The organism is Roseibium sediminicola (genome assembly GCF_023156505.1).
GTDB lineage: Bacteria > Pseudomonadota > Alphaproteobacteria > Rhizobiales > Stappiaceae > Roseibium > Roseibium sediminicola.
Window position 1 is genome coordinate 22,067 of record NZ_JALNMJ010000037.1, and the last position, 6,229, is coordinate 28,295.

The following is a 6,229-nucleotide window of genomic DNA, read 5'->3' on the forward strand; positions in this document are numbered from 1 at the left end:
CAACGCGAAGTCGCAACCCCAGGGACACTTGGCGGTGTCACATGAACAGGAGGCAGGAGCCGCCATTCGTGTCCGACTGACCGGTGCCCCAGGTGCCCTTGATCCAGCATTCCCGGGACGAACTGATCTTCAGCCGGCCGCTTTCGCCCTTGTGGGTCCATGTGCCGCTCAGGTCCAAGCCCTCGATCAGGCCATTCTTGTCCTTCCGGAACGTCGGGGTCAGGGAGAGGGAGCCGAACGGCGTCTTGCCGAGAATGCTCAGGGCAACATCGTAGGAATTGGCTTTTTTGACGATCTTGCAATCCGCATTGATCTTCCGCTCAAGGGATTTTGTGTCCATCTGGAAGACCCAGTTGCGGCTGACAAGCAGGTTCTGCCAGATGGTCGGGCCAACGGATGCGGAATACTTGTTGCAGTTGACCGATTCATTCCAGCTCCGGTCGATATAGGGCGCAATCGAGATCTTCGTGTTGCTGAGCTTGGCCAGCGCCGCATAGAACTTGGCCCCCGCATTGTTCGCGGCAATATCGGCTGGTGAATAAACGCCTGTTGCCCGAATCCCGAAGGATTGCATTTCCTTCTGATGGTTCCATTGTGCCTGCACGAATTTTGGTGGGCTGGTGTAACCCAGTTTGCGGCCAAGGATATCGGCGCCTCCCTTTGAAAAGGCGTTTCCGATTTTTCCGAACTCATAGTTCATGAAGGCCTTCTTGGAATTGATCAACTGATCTTCGACAACTTCGCGCGCGAATGTCGGATTGCGGCCGTTCTGGCGATGATAAATCCGGTAACCCAACTGAAAAAAATGTCCGACCTTGTCACCGCCCATCAGAATATTGTTGCATCTGATAATCGGTGCCAGGCTGCTGGAGCCGGCCCTGAGACCCGAACTGTACTTTGTTTTTGCCGGATTGGTCTGAAATTGCTTTCCCGGTATGCCGGGCGAAGCCCTTGGCAAGTGGTTTTTTATCCAGGTTTCAATGGGAGCGTCGATGTGGGCTGCATCACCGAAGAGGCCGAAAATGTGTTCGACAAGGTCTTCTCCAGTGATCCCATCCCATTTTGCTCGGGAAATAGAAACGTTTAGCATGTAATCGATGTCTGGAAGGCAGTCGATCAATTTAACATTGGTGGGCAGGGCGTCATCGTCGACTTCGGCCATCTTATTGAATCCAGTTCGAGTCAGTGGCCCACGACGTTTCAATTTGATAATATGGGATCGAATTCAGGGGTTACCATACGGAAATTTTTGCACGGCCGATACATAAAAACGCCTCCGCGGGGCACGCGGAGGCGTTTTCAAGACAGGAAGCGGGTGTTTGGGACCCGATGCCCCGCGTGTTGCCGGAGGTTACATCGGCAAGTGCGCAGAGATTTTCGGCGGCGCTAAGACCACCGGAAATATCCTGTCTCATCCCGTTTGGGCGCAGGATGTAACACGTAAACGCACCAGAGCGTGGTTTGGATCCATCTGGTCCCGGAAAAGCGACAGCAAGTCGGAGGGGGCGGGTGCCGGGCCTAGCCCATTTCGGGAACCGGCGTGACCGGCTTGCCTGTCTCAAACCAGCTCACAATGTTGTCGACGACCAGCTGGCCCATGGCATTGCGGGTTGCCTGCGAGGCGGAACCGACATGGGGCAGCACCGTGACGCGGGGCAGCGCCAGCAGCTTCTCCGGAACCTTCGGTTCGTTCTCGAACACGTCCAGGCCGGCGCCGTAAATGGTGCCGTTCTCCAGCGCGGCGATCAGCGCCGCCTCGTCGATCACCGTACCGCGGCCGACATTGATGACGATGCCCTCCGGCCCGAGCGCTTTCAGAACCTCCGCATTGACCGCGTGATGGGTCGCGGCGCCGCCAGGGGCGACCACCATCAGCGTGTCGCAGGCTGCCGCCAGCTCGGCCAGGGACGCATGATAGGGATAGGCGACATCGGCCTGTTGGCTGCGGCCATGGTAATGGATGTCCATACCGAAGGCCTCGGCCCGCTTTGCAATCGCCTTGCCGATGCGCCCGAGCCCGAAGATGCCGAGCTTGCGGCCCTGCAGCGTTGCCTGCGTCAACGAGTAGGGACCCTTGGCCTGCCAGTTGCCCTGGCGCAGCCATTGCTCCGCCTGGCCGAACTCGCGCACCGTCATCAGCATCAGCCCGAGCGCCGTATCGGCAACTTCTTCGGTCAGGACGTCCGGCGTATGCGTGACCATCACCTTGGCCGCCAGGCAATCGTCGGTGTTGATGTGGTCATAGCCGACACCGAAGCTGGATACGATCTCCGCATTCGGGAGGTGGCCGAGCATGTTGGCATCGACCGGACCGAAGGCGACCGCAACACCGCGGATCCTGTCGCCGACTTCCGTCAGCATCTTGTCGGGGTCATCCGCCTGATAGAGCCGGTGCACGGTGTATTTCGCATCCAGCTGCTCCTGAACGATGGGCAGCATTGGATAAGGCATCAGGATGTCGATGGTCATGGGTGGGGTCCGAGTGGGGAAACGATGGCAAGTTGCGTGGGACTTTACGGCCAAGGTATGCGTGTGAAAAGGCCGAATTGGCGGTGTAGGGTTCGATCGCCGGTCATTGATCGCGCATCTTGGATTAGGGAAACCAGGTCTGCCGTATCAGCTTTCGTCCGCGTCGCTTCGGTCCTTCAGCGCAGCGCTCTCTTTCTTCAGCGGCCGGGAAACCGGGCAGACTTCCTGAACATAACTGTTCAACGTGTTGGCTAGGCTTTCCTGGACGATGGAATAGTGCACGTACTGACCGCGCTTCTCCTTGCGCACCAGTCCAGCGCTTTCCAGGACGCCGAGATGCTGCGAAATCGAAGGTTTCGACATGTCGAAACGGTCTGCAATCTCACCCGCCGTCAGCGAACTGTGCGCGAGATAAGCCAGGATCTTTCGCCGTGCCGCCGAAGAGAGTGCCTCGAAGACCTTTTGAATGCCGCCGGTTTCGGCTGCGGCGGCCGCATCGGTCTGATCTGGCATGGCGGCGGGAAGCTCCTCGGACTATAGCATGACCTGCAAATCAATTAGGTGATTGCCTAATTGTCTAATGGATGGTAATTAGCTTACAGCCTAAATAATGGACGTCCTTTCCAAAGGCAAGTGCCCGCCCGTCACAGCGGCTCTTTCGTCAACACACCGTTTGTGCTTCCGGCTGGTCCTGCCGGGAAACGGGAACGTTTGCCCGCACACAGGAAAGGAAATCGCAGATGGCCTTCAACACCGAAGCCAATATCCAGTCCGTTTCAACCGAACGCGTTCTTTCCAAAAACGGTGCCAGTCCGGTTGAGGGAGAGGTGATCTTTAAACCAGGCAAAACGGCCTGGATCGCAAGCATGACGCTTGTAGCGCTGATCGCCGGGCCGCTGACTTTCTCACCGGGAGCCTTCGCCGTTTTTGTGGTGCTGACCGCCATTACCATATGCGGCGGTCATTCCGTCGGCATGCATAGGCTGCTCATTCACCGCTCCTTCAGGACGCATCGGGCCATCGAACGGGTTCTGGTCTATCTTGGCGTGCTGGTCGGTATGGCCGGTCCCTTTGGTATGATCCGCCTGCACGATTTCCGGGACTGGGGACAGCGTCAGTCCGATTGTCACGACTTCTTCGCCCACCGGTCCGGTTTCTGGAAAGACGCTTTCTGGCAGCTTTGCTGCGGCATCACCCTGACGAAAGAGCCTGATTTTCGCATTGAAGAAGAGGTCGCGCAGGATTGGTTTTACAAGGGTGTCGAGAAAACCTGGATGGCTCAGCAGCTGGTCCTTGCCGTGCCGCTTTACCTGATCGGCGGTCTGCCCTTCGTGGTCTGGGGCATTTGCTGCAGGGTCTCGGTTTCATTGATCGGCCACTGGCTGGTCGGCTACTACGCCCATCAGCCGAAAGACCACCTTCTTTATGTCAAAGGCGCCTGCGTCCAGGGCTACAATCTGCCGCGGCTCGGCCTGGTCACCTTCGGCGAAGCCTTCCATGAAAACCACCACGCCTTCCCGAAGTCGGCAAGGCTCGGCTTTCTTCCCGGGCAAACCGATCCAGGCTGGTGGCTGGTGAAAGGGCTGGAAAGGCTTGGTCTTGCATGGCAGGTTGAAACGCCCGAAACTTTGAAGTTCCGCACGGGCCTGACGGTCAATGTCAACAGCGACGCAAAGCCGAAACATGAGCCTGACTGGTTACAAGCGCTATCCGGAACCTGGAAACGCGATATGGCTTAATCACCCGATCCGCAAGTGACTTGGAGATGAGGGAACGGGTGCGAAGCTTCGTGGAACAGTAACCAACCATTCCCCCCATTGCCCCACGGCCAAAACTCCCCTAAAAGACCCCGCAGAATCCTTAAAGATCCCGTCAGCTTTTAAGCGGAGAAGCGGAGCCCCATGGCGCGCCAGTTCATCTATCATATGCATGGCCTCTCCAAGGCCTATAACGACAAGAAAGTCCTCGACAACATCCATCTCTCCTTCTACCCGGACGCCAAGATCGGCATCCTGGGTCCGAACGGGGCCGGTAAGTCGACGCTTTTGAAAATCATGGCCGGTATCGACAAGGAATATACCGGTGAGGCCTGGGCCGCCGAAGGCGCCAAGGTCGGCTACCTGCCGCAGGAGCCGCAGCTCGACAACACCAAGACCGTGATGGAAAACGTCATGGAAGGTGTCGCCCACAAGCAGGCGAAGATCGACCGCTACAACGAACTGATGATGGATTACTCGGACGAGACGGCCGACGAGGCCGCCGCGCTCCAGGACGAGATCGACGCCCAGGACCTGTGGAACCTGGAAAGCCAGGTGGAAATGGCGATGGAAGCCCTGCGCTGCCCGCCGTCCGACGCCGCCGTCGACAACCTGTCGGGTGGTGAGCGCCGCCGCGTCGCACTCTGCAAGCTGCTCCTGTCCGAGCCGGATCTCCTGCTGCTGGACGAACCGACCAACCACCTGGATGCTGAAACCGTCCACTGGCTGGAACGGCACCTGCGCGAGTTCAAGGGCTCTGTCCTGATCATCACCCACGACCGCTACTTCCTGGACAACGTCACCGGCTGGATCCTGGAACTCGACCGCGGTCAGGGCATCCCCTACGAGGGCAACTACTCGGTCTATCTGGAGAAGAAGACCAAGCGCATGGAGCAGGAAGGCCGCGAGAACATGGCCCGTTCCAAGGCGATTTCCCGCGAGCGCGAGTGGATGGGCATGAGCCCGAAAGGCCGCCAGACCAAGTCCAAGGCCCGTATCAATGCCTATCAGGATCTGGTTGCCGCCCAGGAAGAGCGCATGCCCTCCATCGAGCAGATCCTCATTCCGGTCGGCGAGCGCCTCGGCGCCAATGTCATCGACCTGGAAGGCGTTTCCAAGGGCTTCGAGGACCGGCTCCTGATCGACAACCTGACCTTCAAGCTGCCGCGCGGCGGTATCGTCGGCGTGATCGGTCCGAACGGTGCTGGCAAGTCGACCCTCTTCAAGATGATCACTGGCCAGGAAAAGCCGGATTCGGGCTCCATCACCGTCGGAGACAGCGTGCATCTGGGTTATGTCGACCAGTCGCGCGATGCCCTCAACCCGAACAACACGGTCTGGGAAGAGATTTCCGGCGGCGCCGAGGTGATCTATCTCGACGGCAAGGAAATCAACTCCCGCGCCTATTGCTCGTCCTTCAACTTCAAGGGCCCGGCCCAGCAGGCCAAGGTTGGCGATCTCTCCGGCGGTCAGCGCAACCGGGTGCACCTCGCCAAGGTGCTGAAGCAGGGCGCCAATGTCCTGCTGCTCGATGAGCCGACCAACGATCTCGACACCGAGACCCTGGCCGCCCTTGAGGACGCGCTGGAAAACTACGCTGGCTGCGCGGTCATCATCAGCCACGATCGTATGTTCCTCGACCGTATGGCCACCCACATGCTTGCCTTTGAGGGCGACAGCCACGTGGAATGGTTCGCAGGCAACTTCGAAGACTACGAAAAGGACAAGGTCCGCCGCCTCGGTGCCCATGCCGCCGACCCGCGCCGGATCAAGTACAAGCCGCTGACGCGCTAAGCGTCCGGCCAAAACGAAAAGCGAAAGGCGGTCCCCCGGGGCCGCCTTTTTCTATTCTCAGCGTCATCCTGAGGAGCGCGCTTGCGCGCGTCTCGAAGCAACCGTGTTTGTTATGTGATCATAGGCTGCCATTCCTTGTCGTCTCTGACCATGGCGTTGAGAATGGTCAGGAGCTTCCTGGTGCAGGCGATGATCGCCTGTTTCTTACC

Annotated in this window: 5 protein-coding genes; 2 read left to right on the forward strand and 3 right to left on the reverse strand. The window is 58.7% G+C overall.

What is annotated here, in order from left to right:
* Window positions 1-37 precede the first annotated feature (37 nt).
* The 3 genes from M0H32_RS27970 to M0H32_RS27980 form a co-directional block, all read right to left on the reverse strand.
* On the reverse strand, window positions 38-796 hold the full coding sequence (locus tag M0H32_RS27970) for a hypothetical protein (RefSeq protein ID WP_248159946.1): 759 nt from the start codon (window positions 794-796) through the stop codon (window positions 38-40).
* 722 nt (window positions 797-1,518) lie between these two features.
* The gene (locus M0H32_RS27975) at window positions 1,519-2,469 is read right to left on the reverse strand and encodes a 2-hydroxyacid dehydrogenase (RefSeq protein WP_248159948.1); all 951 of its coding nucleotides are present in this window, start codon (window positions 2,467-2,469) and stop codon (window positions 1,519-1,521) included.
* A 147-nt stretch (window positions 2,470-2,616) separates the two neighbouring features.
* Window positions 2,617-2,982 carry a metalloregulator ArsR/SmtB family transcription factor gene (locus M0H32_RS27980; RefSeq protein ID WP_248159949.1) on the reverse strand — a complete coding sequence of 122 codons (366 nt, stop codon included), beginning with the start codon at window positions 2,980-2,982 and terminating at the stop codon, window positions 2,617-2,619.
* 251 nt (window positions 2,983-3,233) lie between these two features.
* On the opposite strand from M0H32_RS27980, the gene M0H32_RS27985 reads away from it, so the two are divergent.
* Together M0H32_RS27985 and ettA are read left to right on the forward strand one after the other, a co-directional pair.
* The gene (locus tag M0H32_RS27985) at window positions 3,234-4,208 is read left to right on the forward strand and encodes an acyl-CoA desaturase (protein ID WP_425607371.1); all 975 of its coding nucleotides are present in this window, start codon (window positions 3,234-3,236) and stop codon (window positions 4,206-4,208) included.
* 162 nt (window positions 4,209-4,370) lie between these two features.
* The gene (ettA, locus tag M0H32_RS27990; RefSeq protein WP_248159951.1) at window positions 4,371-6,020 is read left to right on the forward strand and encodes an energy-dependent translational throttle protein EttA; all 1,650 of its coding nucleotides are present in this window, start codon (window positions 4,371-4,373) and stop codon (window positions 6,018-6,020) included.
* Window positions 6,021-6,229 lie beyond the last annotated feature (209 nt).

Excerpts from the sequence above, each read along its gene's own strand:
- M0H32_RS27975 (WP_248159948.1), bottom strand. The coding sequence starts at position 2,469 with ATGACCATCGACATCCTGATGCCTTATCCAATGCTGCCCATCGTTCAG.
- M0H32_RS27980 (WP_248159949.1), bottom strand. The coding sequence starts at position 2,982 with ATGCCAGATCAGACCGATGCGGCCGCCGCAGCCGAAACCGGCGGCATT.
- ettA (WP_248159951.1), top strand. The coding sequence starts at position 4,371 with ATGGCGCGCCAGTTCATCTATCATATGCATGGCCTCTCCAAGGCCTAT.